Annotated in this window: 17 protein-coding genes; 6 read left to right on the forward strand and 11 right to left on the reverse strand. The window is 65.6% G+C overall.

Translation table 11 applies throughout. The features are described from left to right. Positions 1–19: 19 nt before the first annotated feature. From BLA15945_RS16955 to BLA15945_RS16975, 5 genes are all read right to left on the reverse strand, one after another. Complete coding sequence (locus tag BLA15945_RS16955; RefSeq protein WP_059233414.1) at positions 20–1,189, reverse strand: ABC transporter permease subunit; 1,170 nt, start codon at positions 1,187–1,189, stop codon at positions 20–22. Between the two features lie 18 nt (positions 1,190–1,207). Further along, complete coding sequence (locus tag BLA15945_RS16960; protein WP_006488946.1) at positions 1,208–2,158, reverse strand: branched-chain amino acid ABC transporter permease; 951 nt, start codon at positions 2,156–2,158, stop codon at positions 1,208–1,210. 211 nt (positions 2,159–2,369) lie between these two features. Continuing rightward, a complete protein-coding gene (locus tag BLA15945_RS16965) occupies positions 2,370–3,014 on the reverse strand; it encodes an amino acid-binding protein (protein ID WP_233464246.1) in 645 nt (214 codons plus the stop codon). Positions 3,015–3,284: 270 nt separating this feature from the next. Beyond that, positions 3,285–4,265 carry a 4-hydroxy-3-methylbut-2-enyl diphosphate reductase gene (gene ispH / locus BLA15945_RS16970; RefSeq protein ID WP_006488968.1) on the reverse strand — a complete coding sequence of 327 codons (981 nt, stop codon included), beginning with the start codon at positions 4,263–4,265 and terminating at the stop codon, positions 3,285–3,287. Between the two features lie 2 nt (positions 4,266–4,267). Further along, entirely contained in the window at positions 4,268–4,723 is a 456-nt protein-coding gene (locus tag BLA15945_RS16975) for an FKBP-type peptidyl-prolyl cis-trans isomerase (RefSeq protein ID WP_034208176.1), read from the reverse strand. A gap of 135 nt (positions 4,724–4,858) precedes the next feature. Between BLA15945_RS16975 and radC the strand changes: the two genes are divergently transcribed. The 4 genes from radC to nadB all read left to right on the forward strand — a co-directional run bounded on the left by radC (position 4,859) and on the right by nadB (position 8,005). Continuing rightward, positions 4,859–5,602, forward strand: a complete 744-nt coding sequence (radC, locus tag BLA15945_RS16980; RefSeq protein WP_174992975.1) for a RadC family protein — start codon at positions 4,859–4,861, stop codon at positions 5,600–5,602. Between the two features lie 237 nt (positions 5,603–5,839). Next, positions 5,840–6,073 carry a 50S ribosomal protein L28 gene (gene rpmB / locus BLA15945_RS16985; protein WP_004186391.1) on the forward strand — a complete coding sequence of 78 codons (234 nt, stop codon included), beginning with the start codon at positions 5,840–5,842 and terminating at the stop codon, positions 6,071–6,073. A 17-nt stretch (positions 6,074–6,090) separates the two neighbouring features. Continuing rightward, positions 6,091–6,258 (forward strand): 50S ribosomal protein L33, encoded by a 168-nt coding sequence (rpmG, locus tag BLA15945_RS16990; RefSeq protein ID WP_006478046.1) that lies wholly within the window; start codon positions 6,091–6,093, stop codon positions 6,256–6,258. Positions 6,259–6,418: 160 nt separating this feature from the next. Continuing rightward, on the forward strand, positions 6,419–8,005 hold the full coding sequence (gene nadB / locus BLA15945_RS16995; protein WP_059233411.1) for an L-aspartate oxidase: 1,587 nt from the start codon (positions 6,419–6,421) through the stop codon (positions 8,003–8,005). A 97-nt stretch (positions 8,006–8,102) separates the two neighbouring features. On the opposite strand, the gene nadC is transcribed toward nadB, so the two are convergent. The 6 genes from nadC to purN form a co-directional block, all read right to left on the reverse strand. Continuing rightward, positions 8,103–8,984, reverse strand: coding sequence for a carboxylating nicotinate-nucleotide diphosphorylase (gene nadC, locus BLA15945_RS17000; protein ID WP_174992976.1), 882 nt, complete (start codon positions 8,982–8,984; stop codon positions 8,103–8,105). Next, positions 8,981–10,117: a quinolinate synthase NadA gene (gene nadA / locus BLA15945_RS17005; protein WP_059236643.1), complete on the reverse strand. Its 1,137-nt coding sequence runs from the start codon at positions 10,115–10,117 to the stop codon at positions 8,981–8,983. Before nadA ends, nadC begins: the two co-directional genes overlap by 4 nt. Before the next feature lie 168 nt (positions 10,118–10,285). Further along, complete coding sequence (locus tag BLA15945_RS17010; RefSeq protein ID WP_059233409.1) at positions 10,286–11,482, reverse strand: DesA family fatty acid desaturase; 1,197 nt, start codon at positions 11,480–11,482, stop codon at positions 10,286–10,288. 221 nt (positions 11,483–11,703) lie between these two features. Then, complete coding sequence (locus BLA15945_RS17015; RefSeq protein WP_174992977.1) at positions 11,704–13,086, reverse strand: mechanosensitive ion channel family protein; 1,383 nt, start codon at positions 13,084–13,086, stop codon at positions 11,704–11,706. A gap of 18 nt (positions 13,087–13,104) precedes the next feature. Then, on the reverse strand, positions 13,105–14,370 hold the full coding sequence (locus BLA15945_RS17020) for an RsmB/NOP family class I SAM-dependent RNA methyltransferase (RefSeq protein WP_059233407.1): 1,266 nt from the start codon (positions 14,368–14,370) through the stop codon (positions 13,105–13,107). Continuing rightward, entirely contained in the window at positions 14,367–15,029 is a 663-nt protein-coding gene (gene purN / locus BLA15945_RS17025; RefSeq protein WP_059233406.1) for a phosphoribosylglycinamide formyltransferase, read from the reverse strand. Before purN ends, BLA15945_RS17020 begins: the two co-directional genes overlap by 4 nt. A gap of 122 nt (positions 15,030–15,151) precedes the next feature. Between purN and BLA15945_RS17030 the strand changes: the two genes are divergently transcribed. Together BLA15945_RS17030 and ileS are read left to right on the forward strand one after the other, a co-directional pair. Beyond that, a complete protein-coding gene (locus tag BLA15945_RS17030; protein WP_059233405.1) occupies positions 15,152–16,144 on the forward strand; it encodes a bifunctional riboflavin kinase/FAD synthetase in 993 nt (330 codons plus the stop codon). Positions 16,145–16,246: 102 nt separating this feature from the next. Next, positions 16,247–19,084, forward strand: a complete 2,838-nt coding sequence (gene ileS / locus BLA15945_RS17035; protein WP_174992978.1) for an isoleucine--tRNA ligase — start codon at positions 16,247–16,249, stop codon at positions 19,082–19,084. Position 19,085: the final 1 nt, after the last annotated feature.

Here is a 19,085-nt window from a genome sequence, read left to right on the forward strand (position 1 = left end):
TATCCCCTGTGTCCGTCGATTAAGCGCGCACCGGCTTCTTGCTGTTGCGCTTCGCGAGTTTCGCGATCTTGTCCTCATGCTTCGGTGCGGGCCACAGGCCTTCCGAGCGATACAGCATGATGACGACCATCGCGAGGCCGTACAGCGCCTGACGGATCACTTCCGTATCGACGATGTCGTGACCGAACAGCGCGTGCTGCAGCGGGCTCATCGTCGAGCGCAGGAATTCCGGGAAGATCGCGAGCAGCACCGCGCCCAGGATCACGCCCGGGATGTGGCCCATACCGCCCAGCACCACGCACGCCAGCACCACGATCGATTCCCAGAACGTGAACGATTCCGGCGACACGAAGCCCTGGAACGAACCGAACATCGCGCCCGACAGGCCGCCGAACGATGCGCCCATCGCGAACGCGAGCAGCTTCACGTTACGGGTGTTGATGCCCATCGCCTTCGCGGCGATTTCGTCCTCGCGGATGGCGGCCCATGCACGGCCGATACGCGAGTGCTGCAGGCGCGTACACACCCAGATCACCAGCAGCGAGCACAGCACGAACAGGTAGTAGTACATGTAGACCGACGGCAGCTGCAGGCCGAACAGCGAGTGCGTCTGCGACAGGTTGAAGCCGCCGACGTGCACCGGATCGATGCCCGTGATCCCCTTCGGGCCGTTGGTGATGTTCACCGGACGGTCGAGGTTGTTCATGAAGATCCGGACGATTTCACCGAAGCCGAGCGTCACGATCGCCAGGTAGTCGCCGCGCAGGCGCAGCGTCGGCGCGCCGAGCAGGATCCCGAAGGTCGCCGCCAGCGCCATCGCGATCGGCACGATGATCAGGAACGGCACGTGCAGGCCGTTCGGCGCGATCGCCGCGATCCATTCGAACTGCGAGGTCAGGTGCGGCGAGCTCAGCAAGGCCGCCGTGTAGGCGCCCACCGCGTAGAACGCGATGTAGCCCAGGTCGAGCAGGCCGGCGAAGCCGACCACGACGTTCAGGCCGAGCGCGAGCATCACGTACAGCATCGCGAAGTCGAGCACGCGGACCCAGTAGTTGCCGCCGGCCGAGCCGATGATGATCGGCGCGGCGATCACGAGGGCTGCGGTCAGGATGCCGATGACGACGGTCTTGGCGGTGTTGCGCTCCTCGACGAGCGACGTCGAGGATTCGATCGGTTGAATGGATGTCATGTTGTTTGCTCCCTTCCGTTACGCGCGATCCGCGACCCGTTCGCCCAGCAGGCCCGACGGACGGAACACCAGCACGATGATCAGCACGATGAACGCGAACACGTCCTGGTAGTTACTGCCGAACACGCCGCCCGTGAGGTTGCCGATGTAGCCGGCGCCGAGCTGCTCGATCAGGCCGAGCAGCACACCGCCGACCATCGCGCCGCCAAGGTTGCCGATCCCGCCGAGCACCGCAGCGGTGAACGCCTTCATGCCGGGAATGAAGCCCATGTAGAAGTGGACGTTGCCGTATTCGGACGCGATCATCACGCCGGCCAGCGCGGCGAGCGCGGAGCCGATCATGAACGTCGCGGAGATCACGAAGTTCGGGTTCACGCCCATCAGGCTGGCCGTATTCGGGCTTTCGGCGATCGCGCGCATCGCGCGGCCGAGCTTGGTCTTGTGCACGAGCAGCAGCAGGCCGCCCATCACGATGAACGCCACGGCGATGATCACGATTTCAGTGACCGAGATCACGGCGCCGGGCGTCGTGTCGGTGGCCTTGATCACGTTGATCGGGTCGGTCGGCAGCAATTGCGGGAACGGCAGCGGGTTGCGCGACCAGATGATCATCGCAGCCGTCTGCAGCAGGATCGACACGCCGATCGCGGTGATCAGCGGTGCGAGGCGCGGCGCGCGGCGCAGCGGCCGGTATGCGACGCGTTCGATCGTGAAGCCGACGAACGCACAGACGACCGCGGCGATGCCCAGGCCAATCGTCAGCGTCGCAACGTTGCCGAGTCCGGGAAAGTGGTTCTGCAGCACGGTGATGGCCGACAGGGCGACCATCGCGCCGATCATCAGCACGTCGCCGTGCGCGAAGTTGATGATGCCGAGAATGCCGTACACCATCGTGTAGCCCAACGCGATGATGGCGTAGACACTGCCGAGCACCAGCCCGTTGAGAACCTGCTGGACGAAAATATCCATTTAAAGCTCCTTGGCCCGTGCTGCCGGAGGACGTTGCGCCCCGCGGGTAAGCGAGGAATCGCGCCTTCTCGGCGACACTGCGGGTACTAGTCGATACCGGTAAGGGTGGATCGTCCCGGCGCGCGCCGCCCGGCCTGTACGGCCGGACCTGCCGCCGGAGCGGATACAAAAACGGCACCGCACTGTTCCGGTGCCGTCATGAGTCCCGTCGCTAAATCGTCACGACATCGAGGACGGTGTTCGTGGCCTCCTTGAAGTCGTGGGGCAGCATGCCGAGACGGCCGTCTTCCGGTTTCCCGGCATCCGTGCCTTGGCCCGCCCGGCGCGACGCAAGCATCGCACCCGGACGGATCGGATTCCGCGCCGCGCCGCCCGGCAAGGCATTGCGGCAGTCGCACCCGACTTTCGTCAGGACTGCATCGGAATCCATCGTACGAACCAGCCCGCGCGCCACGACACGCTCGGTCGTGGCAGCACGCTGTTTCGTCGAATCGAAATGAAGAGTGGACGGGGACCTCGGCACGCTGTCTGCAACGCCGCAAGCGTCCTGCATCCGTCGAGCGGCGGCTTGCCGCGGCGCAACCTGCATGCCTGCAGCCGAACCGATCGTCAGGTCAAGCGCGTTGATTTCCTCGATCGTCAAACGTGCCCCGTTTTCCTTGTCCTTGCCCAGTTGCGCGATACGGCGCGCCGATGACGCCGCACGCCCGGCTCCGGCGACGCGCACGCCGCTGGCCGGCGGTGCCGCGAACACCGCAGCCTCCCTGCCCGCCCCGTCGTCGCTCTTTTTGCTGCAGCCGGCAAGCATTGCAACCGGTGCGGCGACGGACATGGCGTAAGCCAACTTCACATGCATTGAATGGTCTCCCGCGCCTTGCCAAAACCCGATTTCAAAGCCATTCCGGCTTGAAAACGGGCGCATTGTAACTCCATTTATAGGACGCCAATAATCCTGATTCGATGGGGTTTTCCTGCATTGCAACCAATTTTGAGAGACGCTTAAGCGCGCGTGGAGCAACCGGGTTGCACCATGATCGAGAATTATGGTTGCGATTTCAATTTCGAGACGTAAAAAAAAGCGCGCCGGGAGGCGCGCTTTCGGTGTTCCGCGGATGCGATGCGGCAATCAGGCGGCAGGCGGCAGGTTCAACCCGCGCGGCAGCGGAAACGACACGTTTTCCTCGATGCCGTCGAGCGCGCGGACATTGCGCACGCCGAGTTCGCGCAGCCGCGCGATCACGGCCTGGGCGAGCACCTCGGGCGCCGACGCGCCGGCCGTCACGCCGATGCGGCGCTTGCCGGCAACCCATGCCGGATCGATCTGGTCGGGCGCATCGACCATGTACGCGGCCACGCCGCGCTTTTCGGCCACTTCGCGCAGCCGGCTCGAATTCGAGCTGTTCGGACTGCCGACGACGATCACGACATCGCACTGCGGCGCCATGAACTTCACCGCATCCTGGCGGTTCTGCGTCGCATAGCAGATGTCCTGCTTCTTCGGCTCGCGGATCTTCGGATATTTCGCCTTCAGCGCGCCGATGATCTCGGCGGCGTCGTCGACGGACAGCGTCGTCTGCGTGACGAGCGCGATGCGCTCGGGATCGGCGAGTTCGAGCTTCTGCACGTCCTCGACGCTCTCGACGAGGTGCATGCCGCGCTCGACCTGCCCCATCGTGCCTTCGACTTCGGGGTGGCCCTTGTGCCCGATCATGACGATGTCGACGCCGTCCTGGCGCATCTTCGCCACTTCGACGTGCACCTTCGTGACGAGCGGGCAGGTTGCGTCGTAAATGCGCAGCCCGCGCACGTCGGCTTCGTCGCGCACGGCCTTCGACACGCCGTGCGCGCTGAAGATCACGGTGTTGCCGGCCGGCACTTCCTCGAGTTCCTCGACGAAGATCGCGCCTTTCTTCTTCAGATCCTCGACCACGTACTTGTTGTGGACGATTTCGTGACGGACGTAGATCGGCGCACCGTGCATCGCGATCGCGCGCTCGACGATTTCGATCGCGCGGTCGACGCCCGCGCAGAAACCGCGCGGCTGGGCCAGCAGGATTTCGGCATCGGCGGCGACGGTCTGCCCGGACAGCGTATCGGTGGTGCTCATGATTACAGGATTCCGATGATTTTCACTTCGAACGTGAGCGCCTGGCCCGCGAGCGGATGATTGAAGTCGAACAGCGCGGAGGTTTCGCCGACTTCCTTCAGCACCCCCGCGTAGCGGCCGCCGTCCGGCGCGTTGAACTCGATCAGTTCGCCCGGCGTGAAATCGTCGCCGACCATCCCGTTCTCGCGCAGCGTCGACAGCGTCACGCGCTGGAGCATGTCGGGATTGCGGGGACCGAACCCCTGATCGGGGGCTAGCTGAAAAGTCGAGTGGTCGCCAACCCGGAGCCCGAGCAGAATCTGTTCCAGCGACGGCGCCAGTTGCCCCGCGCCCAGCAACAGCGTGGCCGGCTTGTCGGAGAAGGTGTTGACGATGTCGGCGCCGTCGGCCAGTGCCAAGCGGTAATGCAACGTGACGTGGGAACCGGGCTTCACTTCGGATAGATCGATGAGGCTCATGAATTACTCGTTCAGTCGGCGCCCGATACGGCCGAATGGCCCGGCGCAAAGCCAATATTGTAAGTCACCTGAGCGCGCAAGGCGGAAAGTGCGACGACGTTGCACACACCGCCCGCCGCCAATGGAGTTCCGACCATGCTGTCTCCCTGCCCCATCCTGCCGCCGGCCGATCCACCCGGCCGCGTCATCCCGATCCGCCGGCGCAAGCGCCGCTCGGCCAACTGGCGGCCCGAGCGGCCGCGCGAACGGTTGCTGGAACGCGGGCCTGCCGCGCTGACCGACGACGAACTGATCGCGCTGCTGCTCGGCACCGGCAAGCCCGGGCACGACGTATTCGTCACCGCCAGCGCACTGATCAAGCAGTTCGGAACGTTGCGCGGGCTGCTGGAAGCGAGCGCCGACGATTTCGAGGCGCACCCCGGCATCGGCCCCGCGCGCTCCGCGCGAATGGTCGCCGTCACCGAGATCGCGCGACGCATGCTGGAGGACAAGGCGCGAGAGCGGATGCAGATCGATTCGCCGGGCGCCGTCGAGGACTGTCTGCGGCTGAAGATCGGCACGCGCCCGCACGAGGTATTCGTCGCGGTATTCCTGGACGCCCGCAACCGCATGATCGACATGGAGGAAATCGCACGCGGCTCGCTGACGCGCATGGCCGTCTACCCGCGCGAGATCGTGCGCCGCGCGATGGCGCAGAACGCCGCGGCGCTGATCGTCGCACACAACCATCCGTCGGGTGCGGTACAGCCGAGCGCGGAAGACCGTCGCCTGACCCGCGTACTGAAAGACGCGCTCGAACTCGTCGATGTGAGGCTGCTCGACCACGTCGTCGTCGGCACCAGCGATACTTTTTCGTTCGCACGTGCCGGTTGGCTGTAGACTGTGCCGCGGCAGCCCACCCCAGGGCGCCGCAACGACGAAGCGAAATTAGGTTTGATTTTTCTGAACTTTTTCTGCTAGAATCGTCGTCTGTCTTTTTTCCAACCAGTTCTAGCCATCGAAGGGCCTTGTCTGTAAGGGCTACGGCGTTCTGAGTGCAGCCATGGATCACGTGGCGGTACGATGGAACCTTCACCGGCGATCGAACCCCGAATTTAGCGTATTAGGAGTGCTCTCATGGCACGCGTATGCCAAGTAACTGGGAAAGCGCCGATGAGCGGCAACAACGTTTCCCACGCCAACAACAAGACGAAGCGCCGCTTCCTCCCGAACCTGCAAAACCGCCGGTTCTGGGTAGAGAGCGAAAACCGCTGGGTGCGCCTGCGCGTTTCGAACGCCGGCCTGCGCCTGATCGACAAGAACGGCATCGATTCCGTGCTCGCTGACCTGCGCGCACGCGGCGAAGCCTAAGCCCAAGGAGCACAATCATGGCAAAAGGCGCACGCGACAAGATCAAGCTCGAGTCCACCGCTGGCACGGGTCATTTCTACACGACCACGAAGAACAAGCGCAACATGCCGGAAAAGATGGCGATCAAGAAGTTCGATCCCGTCGTCCGCAAGCATGTGGAATACAAAGAAACCAAGATCAAGTAATCTCCGGTTTCTGCCAGCCTGACGGCGACCGAAAAGCCCCGCTCTTGCGGGGCTTTTTGTTTTGCGCGCACGCTCGAGCGCGACGCGGTATGCTCTCCCCTTTCCGCGGCCACGGCCGCCGGAACGCACAAGATCAAAAGCGTAACGATGGAGATGCAGCATGAAATTCGACGTGGCGATCGTCGGCAGCGGCCTGGCAGGGCTGTCGGTCGCACTCAATCTGGCCAGCACGCGACGCGTCGCGCTGATCGCGAAACGTTCGATGATGGAGGGGGCAAGCGATAACGCGCAAGGCGGCATCGCAGCCGTCCTCGACTCGGCGGACAGTATCGAGAACCATGTCGACGACACGCTGGTCGCCGGTGGCGGCCTGTGCGACGAAGGCGCGACGCGCTACATCGTCGAGCACGGCCGCGAAGCGATCGAATGGCTGATCTCGCAAGGCGTGCCGTTCACGAAGGACGACGCGGCCGAGCTCGGCTTTCACCTGACGCGCGAAGGCGGCCATAGTCACCGCCGGATCATCCACGCGGCCGACGCAACCGGCCATGCGGTGCTCGCGACGCTGTCGGAACGCGCACGCCAGCATCCGAACATCACGTTCTTCGAGAACCACCACGCAATCGACCTGATCACGTCGAACCGGCTCGGCCTGCCCGGCCGCCGCTGTCACGGCCTGTATGCGCTCGACGTCGACAACGATCGCACGATCACGATCGAGGCGCCGCACACCGTGCTCGCCACGGGCGGCGCCGGCAAGGTCTATCTGTATACGACGAATCCCGACACCGCGACCGGCGACGGCATCGCAATGGCGTGGCGCGCGGGCTGCCGCGTGTCGAACATGGAATTCATCCAGTTCCACCCGACCTGCCTGTTCCATCCGTATGCGAAATCGTTCCTGATTTCGGAGGCCGTGCGCGGCGAAGGCGGCTTGCTGAAGCTGCCCGACGGTACCCGCTTCATGCCGGCGCACGATCCGCGCGCCGAGCTCGCACCGCGCGACATCGTCGCGCGCGCGATCGACTTCGAGATCAAGAAGCGCGGGATCGACTGCGTGTACCTCGACATCAGCCACCAGCCGGAAGCGTTCCTGCGCGAACACTTCCCGACGATCCATGCGCGCTGCCTCGAATTCGGTATCGACATCGCGAAAGAACCGATCCCCGTCGTGCCGGCCGCGCACTATACGTGCGGCGGCGTCGTCACCGATCTCGCCGGGCGCACCGATCTCGCGGGCCTGTATGCGGTCGGCGAAACATCGTACACGGGGCTGCACGGCGCGAACCGGCTGGCGAGCAACTCGCTGCTCGAATGTCTCGTGATCGGCCGCGCGGCAGCCGAGGCAATCGAGGCAGCCGGCTTCGATGCCGACACACCGTCCACGCTGCCCGCCTGGGACGAAAGCCGCGTATCGGATGCGGACGAAGAAGTCGTCGTCGCGCACAACTGGGACGAACTGCGGCGCCTGATGTGGAACTACGTCGGCATCGTGCGTACCGACAAGCGTCTCGAACGCGCGAAGCATCGACTGTCGCTGCTGCGCGACGAAATCCACGAGTACTACGCGAACTTCCGCGTGACGCGCGACCTGCTCGAACTGCGCAATCTCGTCGACGTGGCGACGCTGATCGTGAAGAGCGCGCACTCGCGTCGCGAAAGCCGCGGGCTGCACTACAGCCGCGACTGGCCGCACACGTTGCCGAAGGCATTGCCGAGCGTGCTCACGCCGCGCGCGCGCCGCTGAACGCACGCCCTTCCCGGCTGCGGCCGGGAGCGCACCAGAAAAAAGCCGCTGGCGTTTGCGCGCCAGCGGCTTTTTTGTCCGATCGGACGGCGTTCGGTCAGTCGACGATCCGCATCGAATAGTCCGTCGCGCGGACGTCCTTCGTCAGCGCGCCGATCGAGATGCGGTCGACACCCGTCTCCGCGAATGCGCGTACCGTATCGAAATTGACGCCGCCCGATACTTCGAGCACGGCCTTGCCATTCGCCACGCGCACCGCTTCGCGCATCATGTCGAGCGTGAAGTTGTCGAGCAGCACCGACTGCGCACGATGTGCGAGCGCCGTGTCGAGCTGCGCGAGCGTTTCGACCTCGACCTGCACCGGCACGCCCGACTCCAGCGCGAATGCCGCCTCGAGCGCCTCGCCGACACCGCCCGCCGCCGCGATGTGGTTTTCCTTGATCAGGATGCCGTCGTACAGCGCCAGACGCTGGTTCTCGCCGCCGCCGACGCGGACCGCGTACTTCTGCGCGAGCCGCAGGCCCGGCAGCGTCTTGCGCGTATCGAGGATCTTCGCGCGTGTGCCTTCGACGCGATCGACATAACGGCGTGTCGCGGTCGCAACACCCGACAGCAGCTGCAGGAAATTCAGCCCGTTGCGCTCGGCCGTCAGCAGCGCGCGCGCCGGCCCGTCGAGTTCGCAGACGGTCGAACCGGACGTCATCCGGTCGCCTTCGCGATAGTGCCATTGCACGGTGATCGACGGATCGATCCGGGCGATCACCGCCTCGAACCACGGCACGCCGCACAGCACGGCTTCTTCACGCACGATGATGCGTGCGCGGCGACGCCCGCCGGCCGGCACGAGCCGCCCGGTCTGGTCGCCGGCGCCGACATCTTCCGCGATCGCGTCGGCCACGTTGCGCGCGATCGCGTCATCGAATGCCGCGCCGTATTGCTCGCGGACGATGCCGAACAGCGGGGAGACGGCGCTCGTCATGCCGCCCCCACGTTCGCAAACAGTTGCTGGTCGCGCTGCAGATCGCCGCTCGCCTGCACGCGCTTCTTGTGCGCAGCCGCGAATTCGAGCATCCGGTCGATCGGCAAACGCGCACGCTCGCCGATCGCGGGATCGACGAAGATCTCGTTGTGGCCGCGTTCGAGCACGTCGGCGAGGTTCGCGAGGCCGTTCATCGCCATCCACGGACAGTGCGCGCAGCTCTTGCAGGTCGCGCTGTTGCCGGCCGTCGGCGCGGCGATGAAGGTCTTGCCGGGCGCGGCCAGCTGCATCTTGTGCAGAATGCCGAGATCGGTCGCGACGATGAAGTGCTTCGCGTCGAACTTGACGGCCGCATCGATCAGTTGCGTGGTCGAACCGACGACATCGGCTTGCGCGACGACGTTTTCCGGCGACTCGGGATGGACGAGCACTTTCGCGTCCGGATATTCGGCACGCAGCAGGTCGAGCTCGATGCCCTTGAACTCGTCGTGGACGAGGCACGAGCCCTGCCACAACAGCATGTCTGCGCCGGTTTTCTTCTGGATATAGCTGCCGAGATGGCGGTCCGGCGCCCAGATGATCTTTTCGCCGCGCGCGTGCAGGTCGGCCACGATCTCGAGGCCGATCGACGACGTGACCATCCAGTCCGCGCGCGCCTTCACGGCCGCGCTGGTGTTCGCGTAGACGACGACGGTACGGTCCGGATGGGCATCGCAGAACGCCGAGAATTCGTCGACCGGGCAGCCGAGGTCGAGCGAGCAGGTCGCGTCGAGGTCGGGCATCAGGATCCGCTTGTTCGGGCTCAGGATCTTCGCGGTTTCGCCCATGAAGCGCACACCGGCGACGACCAGCGTCTGCGCGTCGTGATCGCGGCCGAAGCGGGCCATCTCGAGCGAATCGGCAACGCACCCGCCCGTTTCGTCGGCCAGTTCCTGTAGTTCGGCATCCACGTAGTAGTGGGCGACCAGCACGGCTTTTTCACGGACGAGCAGCGCCTTGATGCGCGCCTTCAGTGCAGCGCGCTCCTCGGCGGACGGCGCGTCGGGCACCTTGGCCCATGCCTGCCCCACGCCGCACACGGTCCCTGCTGCGACGGGCCGGTCGTACTCGACGGGTTTGATCGTCGATTGCATCTCCATATCTCCTGTCGGCCGAAGTTGGCGCTTCAGCGCCGGCCCCAGCCCCATCCTCTGGTCATACAAATTCCGCCCTGCCGACGCCCATCAAAAACCGGCAGCCCAAATGAAAAAACCCCGCCAACGCGGGGTTTGTGACGTCCTGAGATTCTAATCGATTTCGAATCAGGCGTAGCGGCGCAGGCGCGTCGCGAATTCCTGCAGCGCCTTGATGCCGCTTTGTTCTGCGCGATGGCACCAATCCTGCAATTGCGCGAGAAGCTGTTCGCGCGACGCGGTCGAACGATCCCAGATCGCGGCCAGATCCTGACGCAGCTGGAAATACGTGTGCAGCTTCTGGCTGTTCGCGAAGATTTCCGGCAGCAGCTTCTTCTGCGGCTCGTCGAGGCCGTCGGCATCCTTGTGGAACCACTTGCGCGCGCCGCGCATCAGCTGGTACTTCTCGCTCGAACCGAGTTCCTTCAGGTGCGCGAGCTCCTGGCGGTACGCACGCTTCACGGCCTTGCCGTAGCGCGCCATCACTTCGTAGCGGTTCGACAGCACGGCCTGCAGCGTTTCCTGGTCGAGCACCGTCTTCGGCTTGTTCAGGCGCGGCGTCGGCGCAACCTTCTTCACCTTCGCGAGACCGAACGCCGACATGATGCGGATGTACATCCAGCCGATGTCGAACTCGTACCACTTGTTCGACAGCTTGGCCGACGTCGCGAACGTGTGGTGGTTGTTGTGCAGCTCTTCACCGCCGATCACGATGCCCCACGGGAACAGGTTCGTGCTCGCGTCGGCCGAGTTGAAGTTGCGATAGCCCCAGAAGTGACCGAAGCCGTTGACGACGCCAGCCGCCCAGAACGGAATCCAGACCATCTGCACGGCCCACACGGTGAGGCCGAGCACGCCGAACAGCGCGACGTCGATCACCATCATCATGCTGATGCCGAGGATCGGGTACTTCGAATAGAGATTGCGCTCGAGCCAGTCGTTCGGCGTGCCGTGGCCGAACTTGCGCATCGTCTCTTCGTTCTTCGCTTCCGCGCGATACAGTTCCGCGCCTTCGAGGAACACCTTCCAGATGCCGCGCGTCTGCGGGCTGTGCGGATCTTCCTCGGTCTCGCACTTCGCATGGTGCTTGCGGTGAATCGCGGCCCATTGCCCCGTCAGCATGCCGGTCGTCATCCACAGCCACAGGCGGAAGAAGTGGCTCGCGATCGGATGCAGTTCCAGCGCGCGGTGCGCCTGGCAGCGATGCAGATAGACTGTCACGCCGATAATCGTGACGTGCGTGACGGCGAGCGCGAACAGCGCGACCTGCCACCACGAAAAATGCAGGAGCCCGTGGGAAAGAAAATCGAGCAGGGAATTCAACAAGGCAGTTACCTGTGATGAGAGCGACGCCGGCTCGCGCCAAGCGTCAGAAAAATGAAAGCATACCGCGTATAGACTTGAATTTTACTTCAACCGTTCCAAGTCTTTGTAAAAAATGAATATTTTCTTGCCCTGGCGCAACTGGCACAGTCCACGGGCGGACTTGGAAAGGCCCGCGATCCGGTTCCGGCCGCGGGGTCAAACCATTTGACGGCCGGCGCGCGCTACGCAGCCGGTGTGCGCCCGTCCACCGCACCGTTCGCGGCCGCGGAATCGGGCCCGGCCACCGCACCCGCGGCAGAAAAACCGTCCGGCAACCCGACCACCCGCACTTCCCGTTGCGGAAACGGAATCGAGATCCCGTGCTCGCTGAACAGCCGCCAGATGTTGCGGTTCACGCTCGAACGCACGCCCGACGTGCCTTTCGCGGAATCCTCGATCCAGAAGCCGAGCTCCAGGTCGATCCCGTCCGCGCCGAAACTCACCAGATACGGCGTCGGCGCGGGCTCCGCCAGCACGCGCGGCACGCCCTTCGCCGCGTCGGCGAGCAGCGCGAGCGCATGCTCGACGTCGCTCGTGTACGCCACCTGCACCGCGACCTTCGCATAACCGCGCGTCAGGTACGACGACTGGTTCTGCACGACGTCGGTGATCAGCTTCTCGTTCGGGATCAGCGTTTCGTTGCCGTCGAGGCCGCGCACGACCGTGTAGCGCGTGCGGATCTGCGTGACGACGCCCTGCAGCCCGCCGACGCTGATCGCGTCGCCGAGCCGCAGCGAGCGGTCGAGCAGGATGATGAAGCCCGACACGTAGTTGCTCGCGATCTTCTGCAGCCCGAAGCCGAGACCGACACCCACCGCGCCGCCGAACACGCCGAGCACCGTCACGTCGATGCCCACCAGCGACAGCCCGATCAGGATCGCCGCGAACACCAGCAGCGCGCGGCCGACCCGCGACAGCACGACCTTCAGGTTCGCGTCGAGCGTGCTCGCGCGCGTGAGGCGATCCTCGAGCACCGAGCCGAGCCACATCGCAACCATCAGCGTCACGCACACCCACAGCGCGCCGGAGATCACCGACAGCAGCGTGAGGTGCGCGTTCGCGACGCGGAACTGCACGCTGTCGAGCCAGCCGAGCACGTCGCGCTGGATGCCGAGCACCGTCAGCACCATCGCGGCCCACACGACGGTCGATACGATCTTCTCGACGATCGACAGCCACGCATGCGTGTGGCCGTCGCGCGCGAACACACGCCGCGCGAAGAAGAACAGCACGTAGATCAGCCCGATACCGAACAACGGCACGAGCGCGAGCGACAGCAGCGACGTCGACATGAACGGGTCGAACGCCAGCTGCGCGCCACCGACGAACACACTGCCGAACAGCGGGAACAGCGCGCGCTTCAGGCTTTGCGCGCCCGCGCCGGGCGCGCGGCCGGCCGCCCGGCGACGCGCATCGATGCGGCCGTGCACGAAGCGCGCGACCAGCCATGCGAAACACAGCGCGCCGACGAGGATCGCCGCCTGCCAGATCATCACCGGCTGGTGGAAGTCACGAATGACCGATGCCAGCCGGTGCGACAGCAGGCGGCTCTGCAGATTGTCCATCGTCCGTCCGGGCCGTCGTTACTGCGCGGCGCGCCGTTCGAGCACCGCGGCGAAGAAGCCGTCGGTCGCGTGACGATGCGGCCACAGCGACAGGTAGTCACCCGTCTCGATCTCGATGCGCTGTTCGGCCAGCACCTGCTGCGCCGGCACCAGCACGAACTCGGGATGATCGGCCAGGAACTGTTCGACGATCCGCTCGTTCTCGGCGTCGAGCACGCTGCAGGTCGCGTAGACGAGCCGGCCACCCTTCTTCACGAGGCGCGCGGCGCTCGCGAGGATCGACGCCTGCTTCGGCGTCAGCTCGTCGATCGCCGTGCGCGTCTGGCGCCACTTCAGGTCCGGATTGCGGCGCAGCGTGCCGAGGCCGCTGCACGGCGCGTCCACCAGCACGCGGTCGATCTTGCCGGCGAGCCGCTTGATCTTCGCATCGTGCTCGCTGTCGATCAGCACCGGGTTCACGTTCGACAGCCCGCTGCGCGCGAGGCGCGGCTTCAGCTTCGCGAGGCGCTTCTCCGACACGTCGAACGCATAGAGGCGCCCGGTCGAGCGCATCATCGCGCCCAGCGCGAGCGTCTTGCCGCCCGCGCCCGCGCAGAAGTCGACGATCATCTCGCCGCGGCGCGGCGCAACGAGCGAGCACAGCAGCTGGCTGCCTTCGTCCTGCACCTCGATCTGGCCTTCCTCGAACAGCTTCAGGCGCGTCAACGCCGGCTTGCCGACGACACGCACGCCGAACGGCGCGAACGGCATCGCGCCCGCATCGATGCCGTTCGCACGCAGCGCGTCGATCACCTGGTCGCGGGTCGCCTTCTGCGCGTTGGCGCGCAGATCGAGCGGCGCCGGGTAGTTCAGCGCGGCGGCGAGCTGCGCGAGCTCCTCGGCATCGAAACGGGCCGACAGCGCCTGGTGGATCCAGTCTGGCAGGTTCGTGCGCACGCGCACCGGCAGGCTGGCCGGATCGATCTTCGACACGTGTTCGAGCCACGCGGACTCGACGTCGGACAGGAACGGCCTCAGCGCGTTGCGGCCGGCCGTCTGCATCAGGCCGAGCAGCGTGAGGCGCCGCGCGGGCGTACCGGTGCCGCTCTCGGCGAGATGCGAAAACTCCATCTTCCGGCGCAGCACCGCGAACACGGCCTCGGCAATCACGCCGCGCTCCGCATGCCCGAGCTTCGGGTGCGCGCGGAAGAACCGGCTCGTCGTCGCGTCGGCGGGGCCGGCGAACTTCAGCACCTCGGCCAGCAAAGTCTCGGTCTGGCCAATCAGGAATCCGTGCAGCTTCATACGCCCTCACTCGTTTCGGTATGCGGTTGATCCGCGAAAATCCAGCGCGCTTCTTCCGGCGCGACCACTGCACGGCCGTTCTCGAGGCGCAGACGCCCGTCGACGAACCAGCGCACCGCGCGCGGATACAGCACATGTTCGACCGCCAGCACGCGCTGCGCGAGCGCGGCCGCGTCGTCGCCCGCGCGCACGGGCACCGCGCCCTGCGCGACGATCGCGCCGCTGTCGAGCTCGGGAATGACGAAATGCACGCTTGCGCCATGCAGCGCGACGCCCGCGTCGAGCGCCTGCTGATGCGTATGGATGCCCTTGAAGCTCGGCAGCAGCGACGGATGGATGTTCAGCAGCCGGCCCTCATATCGTCTGACGAATGCGGGCGTCAGGATGCGCATGAAGCCGGCGAGCACGACGAGATCGGGGGCGAAACGGTCGATCTCGGCGGCGAGCGCCGCGTCGAAGCTGTCGCGGCCGTCGAACGACCGGTGGTCGACCACCGCCGTCGCCACCCCGTGCGACGCGGCAAAGGCCAGCCCGGCCGCATCGGGCCGGTTGGCGATCACGGCGGCAATCTCGGCCGGCCAGCGTTCCTGCGCGCACGCGCGGACGATGGCCTCCATGTTGCTGCCGCGACCGGAAATCAGGATCACGAGTTTTTTCATCCGCGAATTTTACCATTCGCCCCCGCGTTTCCCGCCTTCTCGGCCGCCGGCCCGTCCGAACGTTTATAATCTTCTGCTTTGCGGCATCCCACCGCCCATTCCCCGACGCTGCATCCGCTATCGTGAAAGTCTTCCGCGGCCTGCCCAACGCCGAGAGCCGCGCCCCGTGCGCGCTGACGATCGGCAACTTCGACGGTGTCCATCGCGGCCACCAGGCCCTGCTCGCGCGCGTGCGCGCGGCAGCGGACGCGCGTGGCCTGCCCGTGTGCGTGATGACGTTCGAGCCGCACCCGCGCGAATTCTTCAACCCGGCCGGTGCGCCGCCGCGCATCGCGATGCTGCGCGACAAGCTCGAGGCGCTGCGCGATCACGGTGTCGACCGCGTCGTCGTCGAGCACTTCAACCATACGTTCGCGAGCCAGTCGCCGCAGGCGTTCGTCGAGCGCACGCTGGTGAACGGGCTGCATACGCGCTGGATGATGGTCGGCGACGATTTCTGCTACGGCGCGAAACGCGCGGGCACGTTCGACACGCTGAAGGCGGCCGGCGAGCAGCACGGTTTCGAAGTCGAACAGATGGGCACGGTGGCCGGCAGCGACGGCACGCGCATCTCCAGCTCCGGCGTGCGCGCCGCGCTCGCGGCCGGCGATCTCGACGCGGCCGCGCAGGCGCTCGGCCACGGCTATGCGATCAGCGGCCACGTCGCACACGGGCTGAAGCTCGGCCGCGACCTCGGCTTCCCGACGCTGAACCTGCCGATCGCGCACAAGCGGCCGGCGCTTGCGGGCATCTTCGTCGTGCAGGTGCACGGCCTCGGCCCCGAGCCGCTGCCGGGCGTCGCGAGCCTCGGCCTGCGCCCGACCGTCGACGATTCGGGCCGCGTGCTGCTCGAAGTCCACCTGCTCGACTGGCATGGCGACGCGTACGGCAAGCTCATCCGCGTCGAATTCCTGAAGAAGCTGCGCGACGAGGCGAAATTCGACGATCTCGAGGCGCTATCGCGCGCGATCGCACTGGACGTCGCGAATGCGCGCGCATATTTCATCGAGCGCGACCGTGCGCCGGGCAGCCGCGCCACGGGCTTCTCGACGTCGGCCACCGACCGAATTAGCTGATCCGGACGGCGGCGCCTGGCGCCGCACCCTCGCGCCGCCCACTCGCGCGCATCCCCGATTCACGACGCCCGAGCGTCTCCCGATTTAGATAGCGATCCCATCATGAGCAACAAGAAAGCCGATTCGAAACCGCAGGCCAAGTATCCGGTCAACCTGCTCGACACGCCGTTCCCGATGCGCGGCGACCTGCCCAAGCGCGAGCCGCAGTGGGTCAAGGAATGGGAAGAGCGCGGCCTCTACGAGAAGATTCGCGAGGCCAGCAAGGGCCGGCCGAAGTTCATCCTGCACGACGGCCCGCCGTATGCGAACGGTGACATCCACCTCGGCCACGCGGTCAACAAGATCCTGAAGGACATCGTCGTCAAGTCGCGCAACATGGCCGGCTTCGACGCGCCGTACGTGCCGGGCTGGGATTGCCACGGGATGCCGATCGAAATCCAGATCGAGAAGCAGTTCGGCAAGTCGCTGCCGGCGGCCGAAGTGATGAGCAAGGCGCGTGCCTACGCGACCGAGCAGATCGAGAAGCAGAAGGTCGGCTTCAAGCGCCTCGGCGTGCTCGGCGACTGGGCCAACCCGTACAAGACGATGAACTTCGTGAACGAGGCGGAAGAGATCCGCGCGCTCGGCAAGATCATCGAGAAGGGCTACGTGTACCGCGGGCTGAAGCCGGTGAACTGGTGCTTCGATTGCGGCTCGGCGCTCGCCGAAGCGGAAGTCGAGTACAAGGACCGCACCGATCCGACGATCGACGTGATGTTCGCGTTCGCGGAACCGGAAAAAACCGCGCAGGCGTTCGGCCTGCCGGCGCTGCCGCGTGCCGAAGGCGGCATCGTGATCTGGACCACCACGCCGTGGACGATCCCGGCCAACCAGGCGCTGAACCTCCATCCGGAAATCGTCTACGCGCTGGTCGACACCGAGCGCGGGCTGCTGATCATCGCGGAAGAGCGCGTCGAAGCATGCATGACCGACTTCAAGCTGACGGGCCGCGTCGTCGCGACCGCGCCGGGCGTGAAGCTCGCGAACCTGCGCTTCCACCACCCGCTCGCATCGGCCCACCCCGGCTACAAGCGTACCGCGCCCGTCTACCTCGGCGACTACGTGACGACCGACACGGGTACCGGCGTCGTGCACTCGTCGCCCGCATACGGTATCGAAGACTTCATGTCGTGCAAGGCGCACGGGATGACCGATTCGGACTTCATCAACCCGGTGATGGGCGACGGCCGCTATATCGAATCGCTGCCGCTGTTCGGCGGCCTGTCGATCTGGGATGCAAACCCGAAGATCGTCGACGCGCTGAATGCCGCCGGCTCGCTGCTGCGCAGCGAGAAGTACACGCACAGCTACATGCACTGCTGGCGCCACAAGACGCCGATCATCTACCGCGCGACGTCGCAGTGGTTCGCCGGCATGGATGTCACGCCGCGCGACGGCAGCAAGACGCTGCGCGAAACGGCGCTCGAAGGCGTCGACGCGACCGCGTTCTACCCGTCGTGGGGCAAGCAGCGCCTGTTCAGCATGATCGCGAACCGTCCCGACTGGACGCTGTCGCGCCAGCGCCAGTGGGGCGTGCCGATGGCATTCTTCGTGCACAAGGAAACCGGCGAGCTGCACCCGCGCACGCTCGAGCTGCTCGAGGAAGTCGCGAAGCGCGTCGAGCAGTCGGGCATCGAGGCATGGCAGTCGCTCGACCCGCGCGAGCTGATCGGCGACGACGCGAACCTGTACGAAAAGAACCGCGACACGCTCGACGTGTGGTTCGACTCGGGCACGACGCACTGGCACGTGCTGCGCGGCTCGCACAAGGATCAGCTGCAATTCCCGGCCGACCTGTACCTCGAAGGCTCGGACCAGCATCGCGGCTGGTTCCACTCGTCGCTGCTGACCGCGTCGATGATCGACGGCCGCGCGCCGTACAAGGGCCTGCTCACGCATGGCTTCACGGTCGACGGCGAAGGCCGCAAGATGAGCAAGTCGCTCGGCAACGGCATCGATCCGCATGAAGTCGCGAACCGCCTCGGCGCGGAAATCATCCGTCTGTGGATCGCATCGACCGACTACTCGGGCGAGCTCGCGATCTCCGAGGAAATCCTGAAGCGCGTGACCGAAGGCTATCGCCGCATCCGCAACACGCTGCGCTTCCTGCTCGCGAACCTGTCGGACTTCGACTTCGCGCAGCACGCGGTGCCGGTCGAAGAATGGCTCGAGATCGACCGCTATGCGGTCGCGTTCTCGCAGCAGCTGCAGACGGAACTGCTCGGCCACTACGAGAAGTACGAATTCCACCCGGTCGTCGCGAAGCTGCAGACGTACTGCTCGGAAGATCTCGGCGGCTTCTACCTCGACGTGCTGAAGGACCGCCTGTACACGAGCGCGGCCGATTCGCGCGCACGCCGCTCCGCACAAACCGCGCTGTACCACCTGACGCACGGCCTGCTGCGCGTGCTCGCGCCGTTCCTGTCGTTCACGGCGGAAGAAGCGTGGAAGGTGTTCCAGCCGGCCAGCGACACGATCTTCACGGAAACCTACTACGCGTATCCGGACGTTGCCGGCTCGACCGCGCTGATCGAGAAGTGGGCGCTGCTGCGCGATGTGCGCGGCAACGTGACGAAGGCACTCGAGGAAGCACGCACCGCGAACCGCATCGGTTCGTCGCTGCAGGCTGAAGTCACCGTGCACGCGAGCGGCGCGCGCTACAACGCGCTCACGAGCCTCGGCGACGACCTGAAGTTCGTGCTGATCACGTCAGCCGCGACGGTCGTCAAGGTCGACGACGAAGCGCAGGAAAGCGTCGACGTGGCCGCCTCGAAGTACCAGAAGTGCGAACGCTGCTGGCACTACCGCGACGATGTCGGCACGCACGCCGATCATCCGACGCTGTGCGGCCGCTGCTTCTCCAACCTGTTCGAAAACGGCGAAATCCGGAGCGCTGCTTAAC

The sequence above is a fragment of the Burkholderia arboris genome, assembly GCF_902499125.1.
GTDB lineage: Bacteria > Pseudomonadota > Gammaproteobacteria > Burkholderiales > Burkholderiaceae > Burkholderia > Burkholderia arboris.

Bases quoted from the DNA above. Each gene is read 5' to 3' on its own strand.
- BLA15945_RS16965 (WP_233464246.1), bottom strand. From the start codon at position 3,014: ATGCATGTGAAGTTGGCTTACGCCATGTCCGTCGCCGCACCGGTTGCA.
- BLA15945_RS16975 (WP_034208176.1), bottom strand. From the start codon at position 4,723: ATGAGCCTCATCGATCTATCCGAAGTGAAGCCCGGTTCCCACGTCACG.
- BLA15945_RS17020 (WP_059233407.1), bottom strand. From the start codon at position 14,370: ATGAAGCTGCACGGATTCCTGATTGGCCAGACCGAGACTTTGCTGGCC.
- nadA (WP_059236643.1), bottom strand. From the start codon at position 10,117: ATGCAATCGACGATCAAACCCGTCGAGTACGACCGGCCCGTCGCAGCA.
- rpmB (WP_004186391.1), top strand. From the start codon at position 5,840: ATGGCACGCGTATGCCAAGTAACTGGGAAAGCGCCGATGAGCGGCAAC.
- nadB (WP_059233411.1), top strand. From the start codon at position 6,419: ATGAAATTCGACGTGGCGATCGTCGGCAGCGGCCTGGCAGGGCTGTCG.
- rpmG (WP_006478046.1), top strand. From the start codon at position 6,091: ATGGCAAAAGGCGCACGCGACAAGATCAAGCTCGAGTCCACCGCTGGC.
- purN (WP_059233406.1), bottom strand. From the start codon at position 15,029: ATGAAAAAACTCGTGATCCTGATTTCCGGTCGCGGCAGCAACATGGAG.
- ispH (WP_006488968.1), bottom strand. From the start codon at position 4,265: ATGAGCACCACCGATACGCTGTCCGGGCAGACCGTCGCCGCCGATGCC.
- BLA15945_RS17015 (WP_174992977.1), bottom strand. From the start codon at position 13,086: ATGGACAATCTGCAGAGCCGCCTGCTGTCGCACCGGCTGGCATCGGTC.
- nadC (WP_174992976.1), bottom strand. From the start codon at position 8,984: ATGACGAGCGCCGTCTCCCCGCTGTTCGGCATCGTCCGCGAGCAATAC.
- BLA15945_RS16960 (WP_006488946.1), bottom strand. From the start codon at position 2,158: ATGGATATTTTCGTCCAGCAGGTTCTCAACGGGCTGGTGCTCGGCAGT.
- BLA15945_RS16955 (WP_059233414.1), bottom strand. From the start codon at position 1,189: ATGACATCCATTCAACCGATCGAATCCTCGACGTCGCTCGTCGAGGAG.
- radC (WP_174992975.1), top strand. From the start codon at position 4,859: ATGCTGTCTCCCTGCCCCATCCTGCCGCCGGCCGATCCACCCGGCCGC.
- ileS (WP_174992978.1), top strand. From the start codon at position 16,247: ATGAGCAACAAGAAAGCCGATTCGAAACCGCAGGCCAAGTATCCGGTC.